We start from the raw sequence: 20,500 nt of genomic DNA, 5'->3' as shown, positions 1-20,500 counted from the left end.
AAGCCGGAGACGGATTAGGAAGGAGATTATTATGGTTAACGTAGGATTATTTGTTCGTATGGAAGCAAAGCCGGGAAAAGAAGCGGAGGTGGAGAAATTTCTCCGTGGCGGTTTGGATTTGGTCAGGCAGGAGCCGGGGACGCTCGAATGGTTTGCGATTCGCATGGGGCCATCCACATTTGGCATCTTTGACGCCTTTGCAGATGAGAACGGCAGGCAGGCGCATTTGTCGGGTCGCGTTGCCGAAGCCCTCATGAACAAGTCCCCTGACTTGCTGGCCAAACCACCTACGCTGGAAAAGGTCGAGGTGCTGGCGGCCAAGCATGATGTGTAGAGACTTCTTCTAAAAATCCTTTTAGTTCATCAACCTGAAAAAGGCCTTCGGACTACTCTTGATATCGATCACATACGGGCTGACTGCTCCCGGCACCACCAGGTAAGGACCCAGCACGTTCGTGGAGGTTAGAAGTTTGAAGGGGGCGGGCCATTGCAGCACCATCGTTGTGCCTTGCTTCATGGCAACCAATACCGGTTGAACGGATGGCACGACTTCACCGGTGCTGAGAATACGTGCAAAGTTGGTGCTGCCTGGAGGAAAGCCGGCCGGATTGACAAACCGGATCTGGCTCAGTTGCGCCAGGGTGAGCCCGCTCGAGTTGGTGCCGAAGAAGAGCTGGTCCGAACCCCCGCCATTGGTGGAGCCGCTCCAGTTGAGGATCGAGAGTATGGCCCCGGCGGCCCACGTCTGCGAGCTGCTGTCGGCAAAGGCCAGCTTGCTGGCACCTGCACCCATATCGATGGCGGCGGAGGAGGCTAGGATGAAGCGTCCCAGTCGCTCATCAATGGTGGCGGTGGTCACGGTGCCGCCGCTACCGAGCCGGAAGAAGCCCGGATTGGTGATCCGCCGCGTCTGCCCGCCAGCGGAATCGATGGAAAAGTTGCCCAGGATTTCAATGTTGGATGCTATTAATGTGCCGCCAATAAAGTCGTAGAGCGCAAAGCCCAGCGGCGGGGAGAAGGCAAAGCCGCCGAAGGAGAAGAGATTGCTCACAACCAAGGTGCCGCCGGTTTGCACCAGGTTTTCCCCCGCACCGGCGAAGCTAACATTGGCCGCTGAGAGTGTGCCACCGGCCAGGAAGGAGGTGGTGCGGAAAAAGGGGCTGAGCGCATTAAACTGCACCGTTCCGGAAACGGTGGTGGTGCCGTTGGACTGCGCAAAGGAACTGTACGGATCCAGGAGCAGGGTGGTGGCTGAGAGTTGGCCGCCGTTCATCGCGTAGAGGGCCACGCTGGGGCCAAAGGGATTGCGATCCGTTGCGGCTCCCTCCAGCCTGAGGGTATTGGTAACCGTGTTGAACCCGCCCGTCTGGTTGAAGGTGGCCATGGCGGTGAGGCTGCTGAAAATCTCCTCGCTTCCGGCATTTAAAAAACCTCCGCTCAGATCATAAATGGCTGGAGCGGAACCGGCCCGCAGCACCAGGTCGGTGGTGCTATTGGTGCCTCCGTCCTGGGTAAAGAGGCCCACGTTAATGTCTCCGTCCACCAGAATATTGGGAGTTTGCACGAGCCCGTTGGTGAGGTCATAGGTTCCCTCCACATCAATTTCGTCACCCACGATCACAAAGCCGCCTTCCTGTTGCACGGAACCGTTGGTGATGCCCAGATGGCCGCCATCCACCAGCATGCCGGAGAACAGATTGAGGATGCGGCCATTGGTGCCGACATTCACTCCGTTGAGTACGCGCAGGGGCGGATTGGTGCCGAAGAAGTTCATCAAAAGAGTATTGGACGAATTGGCCGGACCAAAGATGTCCAGGTGATTGATGGTCAGTGAACCCGGAAAACCGGTCGCGGTTGCAGGAAAAATGCCCACCGCCTTGAATCCAGCATTGGTAATCTCAATGGTCTGGGAACTGTTGGGCAGGATGCCAAGGGACCAGACCGGCTCCTCCCAGGCGCCACTCGTCGGCTTCGTCCACGAATTCACCTGGGCTACGACCTGAGTGCCCGATGGCACGACTTCACCGGTGCTGAGAATACGGGCAAAGTTGGTGCTGCCCGGAGGAAAGCCGGCTGGGTTGACAAACCGGATCTGGCTCAGTTGCGCCAGGGTGAGCCCGCTCGAGTTGGTGCCGAAGAAGAGCTGGTCCGAACCCCCGCCATTGGTGGAACCGCTCCAGTTGAGGATCGAGAGGATGGCCCCGGCAGCCCACGTCTGCGAGCTGCTGTCGGCAAAGGCCAGCTTGCTGGCACCTGCACCCATATCGATGGCGGCGGAGGAGGCTAGGATGAAGCGTCCCAACTGCTCATCGATGGTGGCCGTGGTTACCGTGCCCCCAGCACCCAGCCGGAAAAAGCCCGGGTTGGTGATGCGCCGCGTCTGCCCACCGGCAGAGCCGATGGAAAAGTTCGCCAGGATTTCAATGTTGCTCGCCATCAGCAGGCCACCGGCAAAGTCATAGGGCGCAAAGCCAATCGGCGGCTCAAAGGTGAAGCCGCCGAAGGAGAAGAGATTGCTCACAATCAAAGTGCCGCCGGTTTGCTCCAGGCCCTCCCCCGCGCCGCTGAAACTAACATTCGCCGCCGCCAGCGTGCCACCGGTCAGGAATGAGGTAGTGAGGAAAAAAGGACTGCCCGTATTAAACTCCACTGCACCAGAAACCATAGTGGTGCCGTTGGACTGCGCAAAGGAACTGTAAGCATTCAGGAGCAGGGTGCCGACCGAGAGTTGTCCGCCGTTCATCGCGTAAAGGGCAACACTGGGGCCAAAAGGATTACTGCTTACCGCGGAACCCGCCAGCCTGAGGGTGTTGGTGACCGTGTTGCGCCCGCCCGTCTGGTTAAAGATGCCCATGGCGGTGAGGCTGCTGAAAATCTCCTCGCTCCCGGCATTCAAAACACCTCCGCCCAGATCGTAAGTGGCCGGTGCCGAATCGGCCTGCACCACGAGATCAGACGTGGAATTGGTGCCTCCCTCCTGGGTGAAGAGGCCCACGTTATTATCTCCGCCCACCACGAGATGGGGAGTCTGCACGAGCCCGTTGGTCAGGTTGTAGGTGCCGTCCACATCGATTTCGTCACCCACGCTCACAAAGCCGCCCTCCTGTTGCACGGAACCGTTGGTGATGGCCAGATGGCCAGCGTTGACCACCAGCAGGCCGGAGAACAGATTGAGAATGCGGCCATTGGTGCCGACATTCACTCCGTTGAGTACGCGCAGGGGCGGATTGGTGCCGAAGAAGTTCATCAAAAGAGTATTGGACGAATTGGCTGGACCAAAGATGTCCAGGTGATTGATGGTGAGTGAACCTGGAAAACCGGTCGCGGTTGAAGGATTGATTCCGACGGCCTTGAATCCGGCATTGGTAATCTCAATGGTCTGGGAACTATTGGGCAGGATGCCAAGGGACCAGACCGGCTCCTCCCAGGCGCCACTCGTCGGCTTCGTCCACGAATTCACCTGGGCAAACGCCACCGTTCCGGTCAGCAGCAGATGTGCGAGCGCGATCGTCCACAGCAAGCGACCTCTGTTCCCTTTAACAACCAATGAATGGTTTACGTTTTGCATGGTTTCCCCTCGTGAAATTAATTCAAAAACGGAATTCTGATTTTTCCATTCCGAACAGGTTTTGAACAAAAACGGATCGGCCTGTTCTCCTCAGTGTCTATGAAGGTTGCTTAAGATAGGGGAGGAACCGCTTTCGCCTAGTGGGGTAAACTCCTAGCAACAGGTAGAAAGAATACGCACAGCCTTGGTGCTCCGGTGGCAAGACATTGATTTCGGCGTATAGTGTAATTCACCAAGCTTGAAAGGAGCTGCGATTAGATGAAACCATATCTTATTTGTCATATGATGCCATCGGTGGATGGCCGCATCGTGGGAGATCGCTGGAAGATTACCGGCGGCTACAAGGAATACGAGAGGACCGGCGCCAGTTTTAAAACCGATGGCTGGATGTGTGGACGGGTTACCATGGAGGGTTATGCCGGAAAAGCCAGTTTTTCGGGCAAAGCCGTGGGGAGAAATATCCCGAGAGAAGACTTCATAGCGCCGCACAAAGGCAAATCGTATGCAGTCGCCCTCGATCCATCGGGCCGGCTGAATTGGAAATCAAACCACATTGACGCGGATCACATCGTTGAGATATTGGCGGAAAAGGTGTCGGACAGTTATTTGGAATTTCTTCAAAAGAAAAACATCTCCTATATTTTTGGCGGGAAAACGCAAATCGATTTGAAGCGGGTGCTCGAGAAGTTGGGTAAATATTTTCAGATCAAGAAATTGTTGCTCGAAGGTGGCGGGAAAATCAACGGCTCGTTCCTGGCGGCGGGTTTGATTGATGAGCTGAGCTTGCTGCTCATGCCGGTTGCCGATGGCACCATTGGCACTGCGAGTCTCTTCGACATCGAAACGCCCAGTCGAAAAAAATCTGTGTCGAGGCTGAAGCTGCTTGCCACGAAGAAGTTAACCAGCGATATCTTGTGGCTGCGGTATAAGGTTCAGAAATAAACAGATGATTGTAGAGCCAAAAACAGCCACATCGAAAGTGCTGTCCGTCTCGCAACTGTGCAAGGTGTATGGCACCACAGTGGCAGTGGATGGCATTTCCTTTGAGGTTGGCCGCAACGAAATTGTGGGTCTCCTGGGACCGAACGGGGCAGGGAAGACGACGACCATCAATATGATTCTTGGGGTGCTCGAGCCCAGTTCAGGGAGCATTCGCATTGAAGGCATTGATATTGCCAAACAGCGCACGCAGGCCTTATCACGCACGAACTTTGCCGCAGTTTACGCGCCACTGCCGGGAAACCTGACCGTATATCAGAACCTTCGGATCTTCGGCCTTATTTATGCAGTGAAGAAACTTTCCGATCGCATTGAAGCCTTGCTGAAGCAATTCGATCTCGAGGCGTTTCGCAATACCAAGTGCGGTGTGCTCTCTTCGGGCGAGCAAACGCGTGTTTGTCTGGCCAAGGCAATGTTGAACCAGCCGCACCTGCTGCTGCTGGATGAGCCGACCGCCTCGCTTGACCCGGCCACGGCGCGGGACATCCGCACGAAGATTCGCGAGTTTACCGCTCGTGATTGCGGCGGCGTGCTCTGGACCTCCCACAATATGTATGAGGTCGAGGAGGTGTGCGACCGGGTGCTTTTCCTTTCGCATGGAAAGATTTTGCTCGAGGGGAATCCGAAAACTCTTCCGGCTGAGCACGGTAAAACGAGCCTGGAGGAATTATTCATCACCATTGCGCGTGAGCCACTAGCGCTGGAGCGTGTCTAATTAGTGTCTAATTAATATGTTTCTTAAACGCACCTCAGCCATTGTATTGCGACAGTTTTATCTTCTGCGTGGCAGTCCGGCGCGCACTTTGCCGCTGTTCATATGGGTCGCCATCGATATCGTGCTTTGGGGTTTCATCACCAAGTATCTCAATAGCGTCACGGCTTCCGGTTTCAATTTTGTGCCCACGCTCCTGGGAGCGGTGCTGCTCTGGGATTTCTTCACGCGGGTTATGCACGGCGTAACGACGGCATTTTTCGAGGACGTCTGGTCGCGTAATTTCCTTAATTTTTTTGCGTCACCGCTCTCGATTCCGGAATATTTGAGCGGACTCGTGCTTACCAGCATCGTGACGAGCCTGATTGGGCTGGTCTTCATGCTCGTTCTGGCGACAACGGTGTTCGGGCTTTCCTTTTTTGCCTATGGGTTGATGCTGATTCCATTTCTGCTGGTGCTTTTTTTGACGGGGATTGCGCTGGGGATTATTGGCAGCGCGGTGGTGCTGCGGTTTGGGCCGGCTTCAGAATGGTTTGTCTGGCCGATCCCAGCGCTGTTGTCCCCTTTTGCCGGGGTATTCTATCCACTCTCGACTTTGCCGCCCTGGATGCAGGTGATCGGACGCCTCTTGCCGCCTTCGTATGTGTTTGAGGGAATGCGCAATGTCGTCGCCGGTCGCCCCATTTCGGGCATCACATTGCTGTGGGGTATTTGCCTGGCGCTGCTTTATATTCTGCTCGCCTGCTGGTATTTCACGCGGGTCTATAAGCATGCCGTGCGCACCGGGCTCATTGCCAGATACAGCGCGGAGACGTTGAGTTAAATGCCAACGACTGCTTTTTGCACGAGCTCTGGCGCCAATCGGGCAGGTGGTCAGCTCTTTCGTGCTTGTCACCATTTCAGTAATTTCCAAGGATAGAGGTGGAATTATCTAAATGAGCACATTACAAATCGTCATTCCCATGGCCGGTCGCGGTTCACGTTTTGCCAAGGTCGGTTATACCACACCCAAGCCGCTGATTCCCGTCGGTGGACGGCCCATGATCCAGTGGGTGATCGATAATATCCGGCCGAATCGTCCGCACCGATTTATTTTTCTTTGCCTGGCTGAGCATCTGGAAAATTATCCCGAAGTGCCGGCGGAACTGAAGCGGCTTTGTCCCGGGTGTGAAATTGTTCCAGTCGCACAGGTCACTGAAGGCGCGGCGTGCACGGTGTTGCTCGCCCGCAAGTTCATTGACAATACCGACCCGTTGATGATAGCCAACAGCGATCAAATTGTTGACCTGGACATCAACGATTACCTGGCGGCGGCTGATGCGCGGGAGGTGGCCGGTCTCATCATGACCTTCTGGTCTGATCATCCGAAATGGTCTTATTGTCGCATGAAATCGGATGGCAGCGTGCAGGAAGTAGTTGAGAAACAGGTTGTGAGCAACGAAGCGACGGTGGGCATTTATAATTTTCGGCAGGGCAGGGAATATGTTCGTGCGGCGGATGCCATGATTGCGGCGAATCTGCGGGTGAACAATGAGTTCTATGTTGCGCCCACCTACAACCAACTTATCGGCGAAGGTGCGAAGATTATCACCATGAAAACCGGCCGCGAGCTGCAAGGGATGTACGGCATTGGAACACCGGAGGATTTGAAGTTGTTCAAAAAAACGGAGTATTATCGGAAGCGGGCGCAATCCGTATAAACGGTGGTCAGGTTGTTGAGTTTTTAGGAACAGGGTGATCCGCACACCCCTCTTTGCGGGAAGCACCTCATTGGGATTAAAAATATGTTTGGTAAGCTCACTGCGTCCAGATCGCAAGTTGGCCAGCCCTGAGTGGGGCTGGTCTTTTTATTTATTTCGACCGGTTATGCCAGGGAACCAGGACAGGTTTTGAAAAATAACCCTAGCGTCCTCCCGTCTCCGCCTTTACCTTTGTTTTGAAGAATATGCAGAAGATCACTGTATTACTGGCTGACGATCATATCATTGTCCGGCAAGGTCTTCGGGCCCTGCTGGCGGCGGCTGGTGATGTGGAAGTTGTGGGTGAGGCGGGCGATGGTCGTGAAGCTGTGGAGCTGACCAAAAAGTTGTCGCCACAGGTTGTGGTCATGGACCTAGCCATGCCCAAGCTCAACGGTTTGGAGGCGACCCGGCAGATTGTGAAGAACAAGCCTGGCATCAAGGTGGTCGTGCTTTCGTCGTACAGCGACCAGGAATATGTTCAGAAGGTAATGGAAGCCGGTGCCTTGGGTTATCTCGTCAAACAATCCGCGGCGGACGATTTGTTGACGGCCATTCGCGAAGTTTATAAAGGGAACAACTTTTTCAGCCCCGCAATTGCCAAAGGCCTGAGTGAATTAAAGCGCGAAGCGTTTACCAATGGCCACGCGTTCAGAGAAAGCGGCGTTCATCTTACCGCCCGTGAGCGGGAGGTTCTGCAATTGATTGCGGAGGGCAGGGCTAATAAACAGATTGCGGACGATCTTGCCATCAGCATCAAGACGGTTGAGAAACACCGGCAGCAGGTGATGAACAAGCTGAATATTCACGATGTGGCCAGTCTCACGCGTTATGCCATCTCCAAAGGAATGGTGGAAAAAAATGCGGTCCCGCTGCTCTAAGAGCCTGTTTTAAAATTATGGAGGGTGCTGCGGTTGGGGATTTTGGCTGCGGCCAAGGTGGCGAGGTGCTTCCGCACGGGCACCAAGCATCCCCGCAGCGGGCTGTGAGGGCCGAGCCAACGCAGGCCGTGACCAAAAGCACCGCCGCCCGGAGGGTTTTCGCGCAAAAGGCCGTCTGGCGGCGTTGCTCCTCAGTCGAAGATCCACCAGGGATATTCTCCTTCGTCGCGCCTTGCCATACAGCCTTTTGCGCAAAAACAGCACCCTCCAGAATTTTAAAACGGGCTCTAAGCTTTGACCGATATTTTTTGGAGTCATGACTCCCGCATGGGGTAAATGGATCAGTGTTCAATTTCGTTGATTATACCGAATGCCATTCCAAACGGATGAAGGGCAGTTGGTTAATTCAGCAAGCCAGATGGATGCATCCGGGCGGAATCGGCTGTGGGAAAAGCCGCCTCGTTCTTCTTTACGCTTCCCTGCCAAGTGGCAAGCTCGTCCCATTGAACCGGGATGCAGAAAAAGCCGCACCGATTTCTCGATGCGGCTCCATGGTTAGGTTCGGAGGCGGATTCTGCGCTTCAAACTGTTTGCTTGCCAAGCGGAGTGGTATTGTCCTGAGACACTCCACTCACCCACGTGGGTGAGGGTTTGTAAAATCTGAGATAAAAATCTATTTCGTTTCTACTACTCTTCCAGTCTGCTTATTATTCCCACGGAAGCATGGCCAGGAACTTTTTGCAAGGCCGGAAGGGCCTTTAATAGCTCGGAATTTAAAAGCATTTGAGCCGACATAAATCATACCGTTGGATGATATCGTCGGCGAGCAGGTCATGGCGCCGCCTAAAGCAAGGTACCATTGAATTTCGAATTGAGAGTTAAATGCGTACAAAGTTCCTTGCTGAGAGCCGAAGACAACAACTCCGTTGTCCATAACTGCGGCTGATCCGTCAAAGTCGTCATTTCCAAAATCCGCATTTTTAGTACCATCCGGCTTTATTGAGTAATAGAAATTGTTTACGCCTATGTAGATGATTCCGTCCTTATCCAGAACTGGTGAGGAAGTTCGTGTTCCGCCAGTATGAAATTTCCATTTCATGGAACCATCAGGATTGAGTGCGTACAGGTTGCCATCCACTGAACTAATGTAGATTGTGCCATCCATTGCGATAGCTGGCGATGCGACAATAGGTCCTTTCGTTTCAAAAGCCCATTTCAGTTTACCATCGGGAGTGAGGGCATAGAACTTTTGGTCGTGAGATCCGATATACACGGTTCCGTCAGCGGAAATCACAGGGGAAGAGTCGATCGGCCCACCGGTTTCCATTTTCCACTTCTGTTTGCCATTACTATCAATTGCATAAAAAGCCTTATCCCATGATCCGAAAAAGATTGTGCCATCGGCTGCTATCGCAGGGGAAGAGTCCACCCAGCCGCCAGTTCTAAAGTGCCATTTTTCTTTTCCTTCAGGGGTGACAGCATAAAAGTGCCTGTCTCTACTTCCGAAATAGATGGTGCCATCTGAACCAATGGCGGGTGAGGACTTGATGTCGGACATGGAGTTGAATGACCATTTCTTTGTCCCGGTGGTGGAAATGGCATCCAGTTTACTGTTTGAAGAGGTAATATAAATGGTTCCGTCCTCTGCCAATGCTGCTGAGGCATCGCAGTAGTATCCCACGGAGGTTTCCCAGATCAGCTTGCCCGGTTCTTCGGCCACCAATGTCGAAATTGAAATCAGCAGCATGGCGGACAACGCAAAGTATTTCTTCATATTAGCAGACTGCACGATCAGTCTACCAAGGTCGTTTGCAGCGGAAAGAAATGTCAAGGTGATTTATGAATTTGGTGTTCGTCTTCGCCTCCGCCGGTCCGCGCTTGAATCTGTTCCGTTAATCACGTAGAAGAACAGGCGTAAAAGAACATTTGAGCACGATTGAAGTCATTCTGCCCTTGCGCAATCCGCCTGCCGTCCTGCAGCGGAGCATTGAATCCTTGGCCACGCAAACAGATCGCAACTTCTCAGTGCTGCTGAGTGATAATTATACCACCAAGGGTGGAGAGATCATTGATGCCGCAGCCGTTCAGTTGCAAAGCGTGGGCATTGCGGTGCGGCGCGTGAAGCCGCCCTTTGAATTGGGCCGCGTGGAGCATTGGAACTGGGCGCATTACGAATCCCACGCGAGTTGGTTGAAGCCGTTGTTTGCGGGTGACTGGCTGGATGGAAATTACATCTCCCGGTTGCGCGAGGTCATTTCGGCCAATGCCCATTGCCGTTATATTTTTTGTAATTATGTTTTGCATCCCGGAAATAATCCGACCATCACCAGTGGCAGCCCGTGGGCTGGACGTTTCCGTTCCGCAGCAGAAATGGAGTTGAAAGTGTTGGGTTACGGCATGCAATTCGGGCCACCCAGTGCCGCGGCCATTGAAAAGACCGCTTTTATTACCGTGGGCGGATATCCCACACCGCTGCCGATTTGTTCGGACAGTTTGATGTTTTGCACGCTGGCCGCAAGGTATGGCGTTTATGGGATCGAAGAGCCGCTGTGCCACTTTAATATTCACGATGCTCGATTCTCGACAAGTCTTCCTGGGCGGCAAAAGGACACCTTTCGCGAAACCATGACCTATTATTGCATGCTCGGGTATCGTGCCTGGGCTGAGCGGGTTCGATATTCCAAGGTGACATTCGCGCGCATGATGGCACGGGAGGTGCGGAATTATTGGGTACAAATGAGGAAGCCATGAGTGCCTGGTTGGACATCATCATTCCCGTTGCCCACCCGGAGGCTTGCTTGGGTGAGACCATCGGTTCGCTGGTGGCACAAAGGGAGCGCGGCTTTGTGGTTCAGTTGAACGAGAGTGCTCTCGCGCCTGTCTCCATTGAGGTGAACGAGGCGGAAAGACAATTGCAGGCAGCCGGCATCCCTGTGCGCAGGGTGAAGGCACCCTTTCAGCTAAAACGCACCGAGCAGTGGAACTGGGCTCACTCGCAGTCCGAGGCGGAGTGGCTGAAAATGTTGTTGCCGGGAGAGGAATTAAAGCCTGCGTATTTCGAGCGGTTGAAGCAGCGGGTCACTGAACGCCCCAAAGCACAGTTCGTGCGCTGTGACGCCGAAGTTGCGACTGATTGGGGAAAGGAAACAATGCGAGCCCCGACCGGGCAGAGTTCGATAAGTCCGTTGGATTTCCTCAATTATTTTCCCCGGCAGATGAGTTGGATTTCACGCTCGATCAATGTTGCTTATACGCGCACGGCCTGGCTGGCCACCGGAGGCTTTTCCGCTCATTTGCCTGCGTGCGCGGCTTTGAATTTGAATGCCATTCTCGCGCTGCATTACGGGTTGGAAAATATTTCTGAAAGCCTCGTAGCCACAGGTGAAACGGCGAAGAGTCCTGCCAGGGCAGTGATGAGCACCCGAATGAATCGCATGATCGAGACCTGGCTGATGTTGCGCCAGATGAAAAATTATTGCCTGGCCGCGAAATTACCCTGGTCGAAAACAGGCGTTGCTTCCGGTCTTTGCGGAAGTTTTTTTAACGGGCAAGGCATGCTCGCAGGCGAATGAGAGGCAGCTTTATTTCATGGCTTAAGGAGAACCGGACTTCCGTGCGGTCGGCTTTCGGCATGCGCATTGTCTCCATGGGACTGGGTTCATTGCTTGGATTATTATTTCCACGTTTGTTGGTGCAGGCGATGGGAGCTGACTTGTACGGACTCTGGCTTACTTTTCAAAGTGTAACGCGCCTGGGCGGACTCAGCGACCTGGGGATGGGTGGCGCCATAGCTCTGCGCACCGGGCAGTATCTCGGACAGAAGCAGGATTCAAAACTTCGTGAACTGCTTGCCTCTGCGCGATCGATTGTTCTACTGCTCTCCTCGGTGTGCTTCCTGGCGTTCGTAGCCCTTTCGCCCTGGTTGCCGCGATGGCTTAAGTTTGATAGCGCTCCCGGTTCTGGTTCGTTGACTTTGCTGATGATAGTAGGTGGAATGAACGTCGCAGTAGTCCTGCTGGCGGGATACTTTCACAGTTTGAACTTTGCTTTGGGGACGGTGACCTGGCCTGTCATTCCTACTGTTCTTATCGGCCAAATACTAGCGCCGGCGGTACAGGTTTGGCTCGCCATTTATGACTTTCCTCTCTGGGTGCAGTTGTTGCCTTATTCAGCGGCAACAATTGCTGTTGGAGCGCTCGCCTGCTCGATGGTTAAGTGGGCGCACCCGTGGGTAGGGACCATTTGGCCGCTCGGGTTTAATCTGAAACTCTGGAAGGAGTTGGCTGGCACCAGTGGGTGGGTCTATCTATCGAGCATAGGAAATGCCATATATTTTGCGACTGATAGAGTGCTCATTTTGCCTGGCTTCGGTGGTGCGGCCGTGACCAAATATTTTTTCAATTATAAAATTTGCGATCTGGCGACCATGCTGATTTTGACCGCGAGTTTTGTCAGTATTCCCAAGATTACACAATGGTTGGCGAGCGGGCAGGAGGCAGAAAAGACCAGGGCGCTAAAGGAAGTCAATTTTCTTAACACAGCTCAGATCTTGATGGGGTGTACTGCGGCGTTGGGTTATTTGGCCTTTAATGATCTGTTCATTGCCTTGTGGCAGGGAGCGGAGTATCAAATGCCTCTGTCGCTTCAAATAGCCTTCGCCTGCAACCTCGCTGCCACCACCGGGGGAGACGCGGGCATCCAGGTGGCGGGACGATGTGGAAACAACGGCATAAAACAGACTGGAATCGCTGTCGGTGGAACGGGGTTGTTGAACCTCGGATTATCGTATTTATCAATGCGGCTGGGATTTCTTACGGGCATTGCCATTGCAACGGCGATAGCTCAGATTGTACTCAGCCTGAGCCTGGGGTGGATTACCTGCCGGTACCTGAAACTCTCTCCGTTATCATGGTCCGCGAAAAGCTGTCTGCTGCCATTGGCCGTGGTGGGAATTGGTGGATTGTGTCGAACAGTGTTGAAGCCTGACTCAGTGGCTCATGTGATAATGCTGGTGGTAAGCTTTGGTTTGATTTTGCTGGTGGCAGCGCTGGCCGCAGGTGTTAACCGGGAGATGATCTCCAGGGAATGGAGTATCATCAAAGGAATGTTAGGCCGGTGAGTTTAGAACGCCGCGATCGGCCAGTTGGCTTATGAAGTCTGCTTCGAAGCTCTCAAAAGAGATAAGATTAGGATCAAACATGCGTGTTGGAGGAGTTGATCTTGTCATAATCAGATCACCCCATTTTAGGATTGCATCCGCGATCGCCTGGGGATCGCGGATAGGTACGACTTCGCCGATTTTCCCTGCTTCAACAAAATCATTTGCTCCAGTATTTGGTGTTAAAATTACCGGTACACCGCACGCCATGGCTTCCAAGGCTGTCCTCGCCAATCCTTCCTCCAAAGAGGCGAGAACAAAAATGTCTGAATTCTGAAGTCTCTGAGCTAGCTGTGGATGCGGCAGGCTGGGAGCCCAATCGATTGGCAGGTCACGATATTTTTCTAAAATGGGAGCAGCACTATTTTGAACAACGTTCGTTAGACGGAACCTGGCTGAGGGATGCTTTTGATGAACAATTTTAAACGCCTCAAGCATATATGGAGCACCCTTTCGCAGGGACAGTGCCCCAGTTGAAATTATTGTCAGCGGTCGGTCCTTCGGCCTCCCTTCGGTTGGCGGTTTGAAGCAGGAGAGGTCGAGCGGATAAATATTCCTGATCATTTGCTCAGGCTTGAAGCCACGTTCCAAAAAGGAGCGGCTCACGAAGGAACTGGGCGAGAGGACATAATCGACATGCTCCATCATTGCCATTGAGCGTTCGTAATGATGGCGGGCCACGGGAGGGTAAGGGCAATTCCAGCGTTTATGTTCTTCACTTAGGATGGTCCAGAAATTTTCAGGATGAGAGTTGCCGCCATCGAGGAGGGTTTTGCCGCCATGCTTGCGCACCCACTGGAAGGAAGCGTTCACATAGCCGTAGCTGGAAATGATATGATTGCCCGGCTCCAGTTGCTTTTTGACCCAATGATCGAACCAAGGGTGCAACCGCATGCGAAAGGATTCGGCGGCGAAAGTGGAGAGCATGCGTGCGGCGGCATAGGCGGCGAGTCCGACGGCGGGTTTGAGGCGGGTTCGCTCGGGGGGGATGCCTTTGGATCCGTTGCGGGTGGCCAGGGCCAGGAAACGGAGTAACCCATGGTGCTCCAGCGCGCGCGCATTGTCGTCGCAAACCGAGCGGCCGGGTGTGGCGACAACAAAGTTTTCTTTAGGCATTTTGTAAGATGGATTCATAGAGACGAATATGGTTTGCGACCATATCCTCGAAAGTCATGCCCCGTTCCCGAATTGAGACCGCGCCCGCTTTGCCATACTGTTCGCGGAGTGCGGAGTTCGCAATGAGCGATTCCAGAGCACGGGCCAGTTCCGCAGCATTGTTGTGTTCGACCAGCAAACCTGTTTTCTGATGATCGATCAACTCCGGTATGCCGCCGACGCGGGAACCGATGGCAGGGCAGCCGCGGAACATCGCTTCCTGCAGGGCCAGACCGAGAGCCTCGAAAAATGAAGGCTGAACGTAAATGCCGGCGCGGGTCATCCAATCCATGACGTCATGGCGCTCGCCGACGAGCTGAATGCGATCTTCGAGCTTGTGAGCTTTGGCTGTTTCCCTGACCCGGGCGGCAGCTTCCTTTTCAGCCACATGCCCGATGAGACACAATTTCCAATCCGGATATTTGGCCGCGATTTGAGTGAAGGCTTCCGCCAGCACGACCTGGCCTTTCGGAAAGGCGATGTGCCCTACATTCAATATGATCGACTCTCTGGCCAGCTCATTGGTAGCGAGCGGCGCTTGTTTGAGACGGGAGTGGTAGATTTGCAGATACCTGCCTTTAAGCGGAAAATGCCAGCGTTGCAGTTTGGCCAGATCGTGTTGAGATACGGCGATCTCCTTTTTCGTGTGCAGGAGAGAATGCATTTTGCCTGCCCAGGCGATTGGCAGCAAAGCGAGCTTGAACCAGAGCGGTTTCTCAGGCCCGCAAAAACCATTCAGCGGATCAATGACCGAATGCACGGTCGAACAGCAGGGGATGCCTTTTTTGTTGAGCAGGGGAATCGGGCAATGGCCAATATAACGATTGCCAAAGCCGTAATTGCCGCCGAGATGGAAATGCGCGAGGTCGACTCCAATGCCGGCCAGTTCGCGCGCGGTCATCGGTGAAGCAGCGGTTAATTCCCAGTGGAAGTGTTGCTGAACCAGTGATGCCATGGGCGACGTGGCAAATTCTTTGGCGGAATCGCGGGACACCAGCACCAGGTCGTAATGCGGCGCCAGGCCCGCCAATAAATTCTCCACCAGCACACTGACGCCCCCGCGCAAGGCCAACTGATATTCGAGACAGAGGGCAATGTTTTTTCTGCGCGCCATTTAATCAGTGCGGTTCAATCTCAGGTTGGCCGGTGACGATTTGTTTCAACAATAAGGAGATAATTTAATGGAATGGCTCCGGCAAAAAAGACAATTTTCTCGTCAGCTCTTTTCCAGGATGGATTCATACAGGTGGAGGTGGCTCTCAAGCATCGCCTCATAGGTCATGCCGCTTTCGCGAATGAAGGTGTTGGCCGCATGGCCATAGCTTTCACGTAATGCAGGGTTTTGAATCAGCATTTCCAGCGCTTTGGCGAGGCGGGCTGGATTTCCAGGCTCGACCAGCAAGCCATTTTTTTGGTCCTGGATCAATTCAGGGATGCCGCCAACCCGCGAGCCGATGGTGGGACAACCGCAGAACATGGCCTCCTGGAGAGCAAGTCCCAATGCCTCGCTCCGCGAAGGTTGCACGTAAATGGAGGCTTGGGCCATCAATTCAGGGACATCGTTCCGTGGACCAGCCAGGATAATGCGGTTTTGCAGGCCGTGAGTTTGGGCGAGTGCATTAATACGTTCGCCCATTTCTGCTTCCAGCACGTCACCGACAAGGCACAACTTCCATTCCGGATATTTTGGTGCGATTTGCACAAAGGCTTCGGCGAGCACATCCTGCCCTTTGACATCCGCCAGATGGCCGACATTCAAGATGAGAGGTTGGCGAACCGGGTTGTTTGGCGGAGCGTCAGCACTCTTCAGTCGCGAATGATAAATCTGGACGAACCTTGACCGCGCGGGCCAATAGACGCGGCGCAATTTGTTAAAGTTGGATTTGGAAACGGCAATCTCGCGGCGTAAATGGAACAGCCCGTGGAGCTTTCCAGCGTAGGCCAGCGGCAGCATGGCGAGCTTGACCATAAGGGCACGCTGGGAGCCGCAATAACCGTCCAACAAGCCCTTGAAGGAATGTATGGTGCTGACCGCTTGGATTCCTTTGGAGTGGACGAAAGGGATGGGGCAATGGCCAATAAAACGATTTCCCCAGCCGAAATTGCCGCCAAAATGAAAATGAGACAGGTGCACTCCTGCCTGGGCGAGTTGTTCCGCCAGAGTCCGGGAGGTGCGGGGGGATACCGTGGCAGGATTCCACTCGAAATGATTTTGGATAAATGAAGCAACAGGGAGCCGGGAGAAGTCCTTTTCGGAATCCCTGGAAACGAGAACCAGATCGTATTGAGCCGCGAGGCCTTGCAGCAAGGTTTCGACGAGCACGCTGACGCCGCCGCGCAAGGCGAGCGGGTATTCGAGGCAGAGGGCAATTTTTCGTTTGGCCGCCATTCAACAACAGCTTCGATTCATTCGATCCGATTTAGTTCAAAAGTGAGCAGGCATTTTAGAGACATTCCTTTTGCAAAAAAGACAATTCTACCGTTATTGGCCCGTTCTTGAGGGGGAGTTCCTGAGGGTTTTCGAAATGGCAGTGAGCGAAGTTACAATATCACTCTCTGGCTGAGCATGAAGGCAGTGTTCAAAAGGGTTGGGAGTAGGGGCGTCGACGCGTTTTAATAAGAACTATTCCAGGGTGGCGCGCGGTTTCAGGAAAGCGTCTGCAAATTGACTTTTGGCATCGATCGATTTCGGTCTGACTACCTAGGACAGGTTGCCGGTCAAGTTTCTAGTTTGGGGCCAGAGAGACAGGTCGGTTGGAAAACCGCCGTGGTGGGAGTCTCAAAGTAGTGGGAGTAGTTATAAGCCGTACACACGTCAGAGCAGAATTCCAAATGTTCCGTTCTTTCGACGTCTTTCAATTCGAAATTTTGACGGGACTTGGCAAGGAACCAGCATACTTCTTTCCAGGCATGAAGTTTGGTGCTTATGCATTTATTCATTTGGTGAGCAGCGCCCGCCATGTGCGGGAATATTTTGCCTCTGCTGTCATAATAACTACGTATCGGAAATGGCAAATCTTTCAAAAATATGCAATTGAGCGGCTAATCGTGAAAGAAAATGGCCTGTTCAAGCCGTGATCGGAACCGAATGCCTCCATCTGATTGGCTGAGGGAAAGAGAATGGGCTGGAAGTCTGAAGCGGCCAAACACCCTGGTTTTATTGATCCAAGGTGTTTTAAGCGGTTGCAAGCAGGCTAGCTGGCGTCCAGGGTATCACTGCTTAATGGTGAGAAATATCCGGGACTTTACTGGGGATAGTTCCGGTAGTCCCGGTCCCACTGGCCCTCTCGATATTGTGGAGGGGCTTTATCGTAGCCACGGAAGCGGTCTCCTGAAGGGCCGTAACCGGAGCCATAGTAAGTGTCGTTGCCATACCCGCCCTGGCCGCCATGGTCATGATGTTCTGATTCGCAGCCGATTACTGTCAATAAGCCGGCAAGACCGGCCAAACAAAGTACATATTTCATGATTTGACTCTCCTTCTTTTTACAGTCTGCGGAGTGATATCCATAAACCTTCACTTTTAAATATCGTCCGTACGTGATTCTCCTGCAATTGGGAGTTCACCTTGCCCGTTGCGGAAAGCATTTTAAGCATCGTTGTCCCCATGTTATGGTGGTTGAGCGGCCAGGATTCCCGGGCATAGGTCGAAGTTTGTGATGACCTGTTGGCGGATGGAGGCAATCCGCCGTTGTGGCAGTGATGTTTTTTGCTTTCACAGGGTTGTCCTTTAAAGTTAGCGTTTTAAGCATGTCGATAACCGGCTTCCTTTATGCCCATTACTGGCGGGTGGCGAGTGCCTGGATGAAAAAGCAGGTGTTGAAAACGCCCGCTCCGGAGCGTCTTACCCAGGCCGATTGGCCGCGCAGTTTAAAGGATCCCACCGGTTTTTATCTTGAGTGTTTTCGGTTCTTTCATCAACGCCTTCCGGCTGAAATCCGGGAGCATCGCACTTATTTCAGTCAGAATCGCCGGGGGTTCGGCGAGGATGCCATGCATGTGATGTGGTATTCCTTGTTTGAAACCTTGAAACCAGCGAATTTTTTGGAGATCGGAGTGTATCGCGGGCAGACGACGAGTTTGGTGGCACTGCTGGCGCGATTGAAAGGGGTGCCGTGCACGGTGTTTGGCATTTCACCATTCTCGACGGCGGGCGATGCGGTTTCGAAGTATGATAAAGGGATCAATTATTACGAAGATACGCTGACCAACTTCCGGCATTTTTCGCTGCGTGCACCGATATTGCTCAAGGCTTATTCAACCGATGTCCCGGCGAAGGAATTGATCAAATCGCAAAGTTGGGACCTGATTTACATTGATGGCAATCATGATTACGAGATTGCGCTGCAGGACTGGCAAAATTGTTCCGAGAGTGTGAAGGCTGGGGGTGTGATTGTGTTGGATGATTCGGGATTGACGACGGCGTATCGGCCGCCACTGTTCGCCACGGGGGGGCATCCTGGTCCTTCGCGGTTGGCGCAGGAGATTGACACGAAGCGGTTTCGTGAAATTTTACAAGTGGGGCACAATCGGGTTTTTCAGAAGATTGCCTAAACCAATGGCAAAATCAGTTTCAGTTTCCGGGCTGGAATGGGAAATGCTTTGCTAGCACGAGTTAGCGCGATTACTGAAAAAATGTCTGATAAGAAGTCAATGATGGTATTCTTCGCGCCATGGCCTTACCCATGGAGTGAGTGGAAGGCAACAGATAAGCCATTGACCCACTCGGTGTCCTTCTCCGCACGTGGTGATGGAGGAGAGCGAGTCTTGAAATTCCAACCGCGGGTTAAATAAACGACAGCATTTTCGGTGGTTGCCAGAGACGGGATTATATTGCGTAGATTTTTGAAATGAAGATTGCCGTCATTACAACAGATAATCGCCAGCACTACGGGACTTACAACGTGCCGGTGCCGGGCTTTGGAACTGCGCCCGAGGCATTGTTGCAAGGCTTTGCAGCGATGCCGGAATTGGAAGTGCACGTGGTATCGTGCGTGCAGAAGCCGGTGAAATCGCCGGAGAAGCTGGCGGAAAATATTTTCTTTCACAGCCTGTATGTGCCGAAGCTTGGATGGATGCGCACGTCCTATCAAGGATGCGTGCGGGCCGTGCGGCGCCGGTTAAAAGTCATCCGGCCCGACATTGTGCATGGGCAGGGGACGGAACGGGAGTGTGCGGTGAGTGCGGTTTTTTCGAAATTTCCCAATGTGCTGACCATTCATGGAAACATGCGATTGATTGCCCAGGTCAATGTAGCCAAACCGCTGTCATTTTACTGGCTGGCGGCGCAACTTGAGAACATAGCTTTGCAAAAAACCAAAGGGGTGGTTTGCATCACTCACTATACCGAAGAGGCCGTGAAGGGTTTGGCACCTAAAACCTGGCTGGTGCCAAATGCCGTGGATGCATCCTTTTTTGATGTCGAAACCGCACCAGACGAAACAAGGACTGTCCTGTGTGTGGGGAACATATCGTACCGAAAAAATCAAAATCCTTTTATTAAGGCGCTGGATTCCTGGGCCGCGAAGAACAAAATCAAATTACTCTTTCTGGGGCAGGCGAACAAGGAGGAGCCCTATGTGCAAGAATTCTTCGAGATCATTGCGACCCGATCCTGGTGTGAGTACGGTGGTTTTGCTGATCGGGAGAAACTAAAAACTCACCTGAAGAGTGCTTCATTGCTGGCTCTTCCATCCCTGGAAGATAATTGCCCAATGGTTGTTTTGGAGGCCATGGCTGCAGGAGTGCCAGTCCTGGCCGCAAAGGTGGGAGGGCTGCCTGATCTCATTGAAGAAGGGGGTAATGGGCTCTTCATGGATCCGACAGATGTCTCCAGCATGGAGCAGGGCGTTGCCAAGATGCTCACTGATGCCGGCCTGGCCAAAAGTCTGGCAGTCAATGCAAAGCGAATCGCCCGCGAGAAATATCATCCTTCAATCATTGCCCGCCGACATGTGGAGATTTATCGGGAAGTGCTGGGCAAATAGGACGTGCGGCCGGTCGATGAGGGCCGGACCATCATGGATTATTTGGACCTGGACGCAGAGCCAAATTTGTCCTCGATGTTCTTGATGCTGTCCAGTTCCTTCTGTCTGGTCATGGCCTCCAGAAAATCTGTATAGGCCTTGCCGCTGACCTCCAACTGATTACCCTTGTCCAGCTTCAATTTGGTTGCTCTGAAGGAGGCACAACTCCATTCCCTTTCGTGCACGTCATCATGATCCACCAGCCAGTCGGTTTTGCCGGTTAAGGCCTTCGCGAGGGCCAGGCATTCGGCATCGGTGAAGC

19 protein-coding genes are annotated in these 20,500 nt (G+C 53.2%); 12 read left to right on the top strand and 7 right to left on the bottom strand.

Translation table 11 applies throughout. From position 1 onward, the window contains the following. Positions 1 to 31: 31 nt before the first annotated feature. A complete protein-coding gene (locus tag CFLAV_RS18825; RefSeq protein WP_007416386.1) occupies positions 32 to 334 on the top strand; it encodes a putative quinol monooxygenase in 303 nt (100 codons plus the stop codon). A 21-nt stretch (positions 335 to 355) separates the two neighbouring features. Here the strand turns inward: CFLAV_RS18825 and CFLAV_RS18820 are convergent, their stop codons facing one another. After that, entirely contained in the window at positions 356 to 3,568 is a 3,213-nt protein-coding gene (locus CFLAV_RS18820; protein ID WP_007416385.1) for a beta strand repeat-containing protein, read from the bottom strand. A gap of 258 nt (positions 3,569 to 3,826) precedes the next feature. On the opposite strand from CFLAV_RS18820, the gene CFLAV_RS18815 reads away from it, so the two are divergent. The 5 genes from CFLAV_RS18815 (at position 3,827) to CFLAV_RS18795 (ending at position 7,899) form a co-directional block, all read left to right on the top strand. Continuing rightward, on the top strand, positions 3,827 to 4,510 hold the full coding sequence (locus CFLAV_RS18815) for a RibD family protein (RefSeq protein ID WP_007416384.1): 684 nt from the start codon (positions 3,827 to 3,829) through the stop codon (positions 4,508 to 4,510). A gap of 4 nt (positions 4,511 to 4,514) precedes the next feature. Then, positions 4,515 to 5,282 carry an ABC transporter ATP-binding protein gene (locus CFLAV_RS18810; RefSeq protein ID WP_007416383.1) on the top strand — a complete coding sequence of 256 codons (768 nt, stop codon included), beginning with the start codon at positions 4,515 to 4,517 and terminating at the stop codon, positions 5,280 to 5,282. A 16-nt stretch (positions 5,283 to 5,298) separates the two neighbouring features. Further along, entirely contained in the window at positions 5,299 to 6,102 is an 804-nt protein-coding gene (locus CFLAV_RS18805) for an ABC transporter permease (protein WP_007416382.1), read from the top strand. 112 nt (positions 6,103 to 6,214) lie between these two features. After that, the gene (locus CFLAV_RS18800; RefSeq protein WP_007416381.1) at positions 6,215 to 6,979 is read left to right on the top strand and encodes a glycosyltransferase family 2 protein; all 765 of its coding nucleotides are present in this window, start codon (positions 6,215 to 6,217) and stop codon (positions 6,977 to 6,979) included. Positions 6,980 to 7,224: 245 nt separating this feature from the next. After that, on the top strand, positions 7,225 to 7,899 hold the full coding sequence (locus CFLAV_RS18795) for a response regulator (protein ID WP_007416380.1): 675 nt from the start codon (positions 7,225 to 7,227) through the stop codon (positions 7,897 to 7,899). Positions 7,900 to 8,572: 673 nt separating this feature from the next. On the opposite strand, the gene CFLAV_RS18780 is transcribed toward CFLAV_RS18795, so the two are convergent. Continuing rightward, positions 8,573 to 9,673 carry an outer membrane protein assembly factor BamB family protein gene (locus CFLAV_RS18780; RefSeq protein WP_007416379.1) on the bottom strand — a complete coding sequence of 367 codons (1,101 nt, stop codon included), beginning with the start codon at positions 9,671 to 9,673 and terminating at the stop codon, positions 8,573 to 8,575. A gap of 152 nt (positions 9,674 to 9,825) precedes the next feature. Here CFLAV_RS18780 and CFLAV_RS18775 point away from each other — a divergent pair, with 152 nt between their 5' ends. From CFLAV_RS18775 to CFLAV_RS18765, 3 genes are read left to right on the top strand one after another with little or no spacing between them, the layout of a single operon-like run. Beyond that, complete coding sequence (locus tag CFLAV_RS18775) at positions 9,826 to 10,650, top strand: glycosyltransferase family A protein (protein ID WP_007416378.1); 825 nt, start codon at positions 9,826 to 9,828, stop codon at positions 10,648 to 10,650. After that, positions 10,647 to 11,471: a hypothetical protein gene (locus CFLAV_RS18770; RefSeq protein WP_007416377.1), complete on the top strand. Its 825-nt coding sequence runs from the start codon at positions 10,647 to 10,649 to the stop codon at positions 11,469 to 11,471. Before CFLAV_RS18775 ends, CFLAV_RS18770 begins: the two co-directional genes overlap by 4 nt. After that, on the top strand, positions 11,468 to 13,018 hold the full coding sequence (locus CFLAV_RS18765; RefSeq protein WP_007416376.1) for an MATE family efflux transporter: 1,551 nt from the start codon (positions 11,468 to 11,470) through the stop codon (positions 13,016 to 13,018). Before CFLAV_RS18770 ends, CFLAV_RS18765 begins: the two co-directional genes overlap by 4 nt. On the opposite strand, the gene CFLAV_RS18760 is transcribed toward CFLAV_RS18765, so the two are convergent. From CFLAV_RS18760 to CFLAV_RS18750, 3 genes are all read right to left on the bottom strand, one after another. Continuing rightward, on the bottom strand, positions 13,007 to 14,173 hold the full coding sequence (locus CFLAV_RS18760) for a glycosyltransferase family 4 protein (protein ID WP_040549418.1): 1,167 nt from the start codon (positions 14,171 to 14,173) through the stop codon (positions 13,007 to 13,009). The genes CFLAV_RS18765 and CFLAV_RS18760 overlap by 12 nt on opposite strands. Continuing rightward, the gene (locus CFLAV_RS18755; protein ID WP_007416374.1) at positions 14,166 to 15,326 is read right to left on the bottom strand and encodes a glycosyltransferase family 4 protein; all 1,161 of its coding nucleotides are present in this window, start codon (positions 15,324 to 15,326) and stop codon (positions 14,166 to 14,168) included. Before CFLAV_RS18755 ends, CFLAV_RS18760 begins: the two co-directional genes overlap by 8 nt. Before the next feature lie 102 nt (positions 15,327 to 15,428). After that, positions 15,429 to 16,601, bottom strand: a complete 1,173-nt coding sequence (locus tag CFLAV_RS18750; protein WP_007416373.1) for a glycosyltransferase family 4 protein — start codon at positions 16,599 to 16,601, stop codon at positions 15,429 to 15,431. A gap of 365 nt (positions 16,602 to 16,966) precedes the next feature. Between CFLAV_RS18750 and CFLAV_RS18745 the strand changes: the two genes are divergently transcribed. After that, the gene (locus CFLAV_RS18745) at positions 16,967 to 17,290 is read left to right on the top strand and encodes a hypothetical protein (RefSeq protein WP_150107494.1); all 324 of its coding nucleotides are present in this window, start codon (positions 16,967 to 16,969) and stop codon (positions 17,288 to 17,290) included. Positions 17,291 to 17,457: 167 nt separating this feature from the next. Here the strand turns inward: CFLAV_RS18745 and CFLAV_RS35025 are convergent, their stop codons facing one another. Further along, positions 17,458 to 17,679: a hypothetical protein gene (locus tag CFLAV_RS35025; RefSeq protein ID WP_007416371.1), complete on the bottom strand. Its 222-nt coding sequence runs from the start codon at positions 17,677 to 17,679 to the stop codon at positions 17,458 to 17,460. Between the two features lie 283 nt (positions 17,680 to 17,962). Here CFLAV_RS35025 and CFLAV_RS18740 point away from each other — a divergent pair, with 283 nt between their 5' ends. Together CFLAV_RS18740 and CFLAV_RS18735 are read left to right on the top strand one after the other, a co-directional pair. Then, complete coding sequence (locus tag CFLAV_RS18740; RefSeq protein WP_040549416.1) at positions 17,963 to 18,766, top strand: class I SAM-dependent methyltransferase; 804 nt, start codon at positions 17,963 to 17,965, stop codon at positions 18,764 to 18,766. A gap of 296 nt (positions 18,767 to 19,062) precedes the next feature. Then, entirely contained in the window at positions 19,063 to 20,199 is a 1,137-nt protein-coding gene (locus CFLAV_RS18735) for a glycosyltransferase family 4 protein (RefSeq protein WP_007416369.1), read from the top strand. Between the two features lie 38 nt (positions 20,200 to 20,237). Here CFLAV_RS18735 and CFLAV_RS35600 read toward each other — a convergent pair. Beyond that, positions 20,238 to 20,500: hypothetical protein (locus CFLAV_RS35600; RefSeq protein WP_007416368.1), on the bottom strand; the 263-nt coding region annotated here is incomplete at its 5' end.

The sequence above is a fragment of the Pedosphaera parvula Ellin514 genome (assembly GCF_000172555.1).
Taxonomy (GTDB): Bacteria; Verrucomicrobiota; Verrucomicrobiia; order Limisphaerales; family Pedosphaeraceae; genus Pedosphaera.
The sequence above is the reverse complement of the archived record's forward strand: the minus strand, read 5'-3'. Positions and strand labels throughout refer to the sequence as shown.

What these genes read in the sequence shown, in the direction of transcription:
- CFLAV_RS18810 (WP_007416383.1), top strand. Translation starts at nt 4,515, where the DNA reads ATGATTGTAGAGCCAAAAACAGCCACATCGAAAGTGCTGTCCGTCTCG.
- CFLAV_RS18795 (WP_007416380.1), top strand. Translation starts at nt 7,225, where the DNA reads ATGCAGAAGATCACTGTATTACTGGCTGACGATCATATCATTGTCCGG.
- CFLAV_RS18780 (WP_007416379.1), bottom strand. Translation starts at nt 9,673, where the DNA reads ATGAAGAAATACTTTGCGTTGTCCGCCATGCTGCTGATTTCAATTTCG.
- CFLAV_RS18815 (WP_007416384.1), top strand. Translation starts at nt 3,827, where the DNA reads ATGAAACCATATCTTATTTGTCATATGATGCCATCGGTGGATGGCCGC.
- CFLAV_RS18735 (WP_007416369.1), top strand. Translation starts at nt 19,063, where the DNA reads ATGAAGATTGCCGTCATTACAACAGATAATCGCCAGCACTACGGGACT.
- CFLAV_RS35025 (WP_007416371.1), bottom strand. Translation starts at nt 17,679, where the DNA reads ATGAAATATGTACTTTGTTTGGCCGGTCTTGCCGGCTTATTGACAGTA.
- CFLAV_RS18750 (WP_007416373.1), bottom strand. Translation starts at nt 16,601, where the DNA reads ATGGCGGCCAAACGAAAAATTGCCCTCTGCCTCGAATACCCGCTCGCC.
- CFLAV_RS18800 (WP_007416381.1), top strand. Translation starts at nt 6,215, where the DNA reads ATGAGCACATTACAAATCGTCATTCCCATGGCCGGTCGCGGTTCACGT.
- CFLAV_RS18755 (WP_007416374.1), bottom strand. Translation starts at nt 15,326, where the DNA reads ATGGCGCGCAGAAAAAACATTGCCCTCTGTCTCGAATATCAGTTGGCC.
- CFLAV_RS18770 (WP_007416377.1), top strand. Translation starts at nt 10,647, where the DNA reads ATGAGTGCCTGGTTGGACATCATCATTCCCGTTGCCCACCCGGAGGCT.
- CFLAV_RS18825 (WP_007416386.1), top strand. Translation starts at nt 32, where the DNA reads ATGGTTAACGTAGGATTATTTGTTCGTATGGAAGCAAAGCCGGGAAAA.
- CFLAV_RS18740 (WP_040549416.1), top strand. Translation starts at nt 17,963, where the DNA reads ATGTCGATAACCGGCTTCCTTTATGCCCATTACTGGCGGGTGGCGAGT.
- CFLAV_RS18760 (WP_040549418.1), bottom strand. Translation starts at nt 14,173, where the DNA reads ATGCCTAAAGAAAACTTTGTTGTCGCCACACCCGGCCGCTCGGTTTGC.
- CFLAV_RS18820 (WP_007416385.1), bottom strand. Translation starts at nt 3,568, where the DNA reads ATGCAAAACGTAAACCATTCATTGGTTGTTAAAGGGAACAGAGGTCGC.
- CFLAV_RS18765 (WP_007416376.1), top strand. Translation starts at nt 11,468, where the DNA reads ATGAGAGGCAGCTTTATTTCATGGCTTAAGGAGAACCGGACTTCCGTG.
- CFLAV_RS18805 (WP_007416382.1), top strand. Translation starts at nt 5,299, where the DNA reads ATGTTTCTTAAACGCACCTCAGCCATTGTATTGCGACAGTTTTATCTT.